1 protein-coding gene is annotated in these 585 nt (G+C 43.8%); it reads left to right on the top strand.

Translation table 11 applies throughout. The annotated features are described in order from the left end of the window. On the top strand, positions 1-585 hold a 585-nt coding region (locus tag ACY2RU_RS17825), incomplete at both ends, for an HYR domain-containing protein (RefSeq protein ID WP_490139838.1).

The raw sequence follows: 585 nt of genomic DNA on the forward strand, positions 1-585 counted from the left end.
TGTATGGACATCACCGTTGAACTCGATGAAAATGGTATGGCAACGATCACACCAGAAGATGTGATAGCTAGTAACACTGATGCTTGTGGAATACAAACAACAGCAATTGATATTTTCGATTTTGATTGTGATGATATTGGAACTCCAATTACGGTACAGATCTTTAGTCAGGATGTTAATGGCAACCTAGCAACATGTACGGCTGTGGTAACTGTAGTTGACGCGCTTGCTCCAGTAGTGATATGTCCAGCAGATCAAACAGTAGATCCAGGACCGGGGAACTTGTTCTTTGAAGTGCCAGATTACTTTGCAACAGGGGATGCTACGGCAACTGACAACTGTACTGATCCATTGACGATCACATCGCAAACCCCGGCAGCAGGAACGCTGTTAGGAGATGGTATCTATCAGGTAACCGTTTGTGCGACGGATGATTCTGGAAATGAAGCTTGTTGTACGTTCGATCTTACGGTAGAAAGTGTACTAGGCACAAACGACCATGGAATCGATATTTCAAGCATTGTGTTATATCCGAACCCTGCGAGAGATTTTGTAAACATTAGCAACCCGCAAATGATCGACTTG

It is taken from the genome of Ulvibacter sp. 2305UL32-6 (assembly GCF_058148545.1).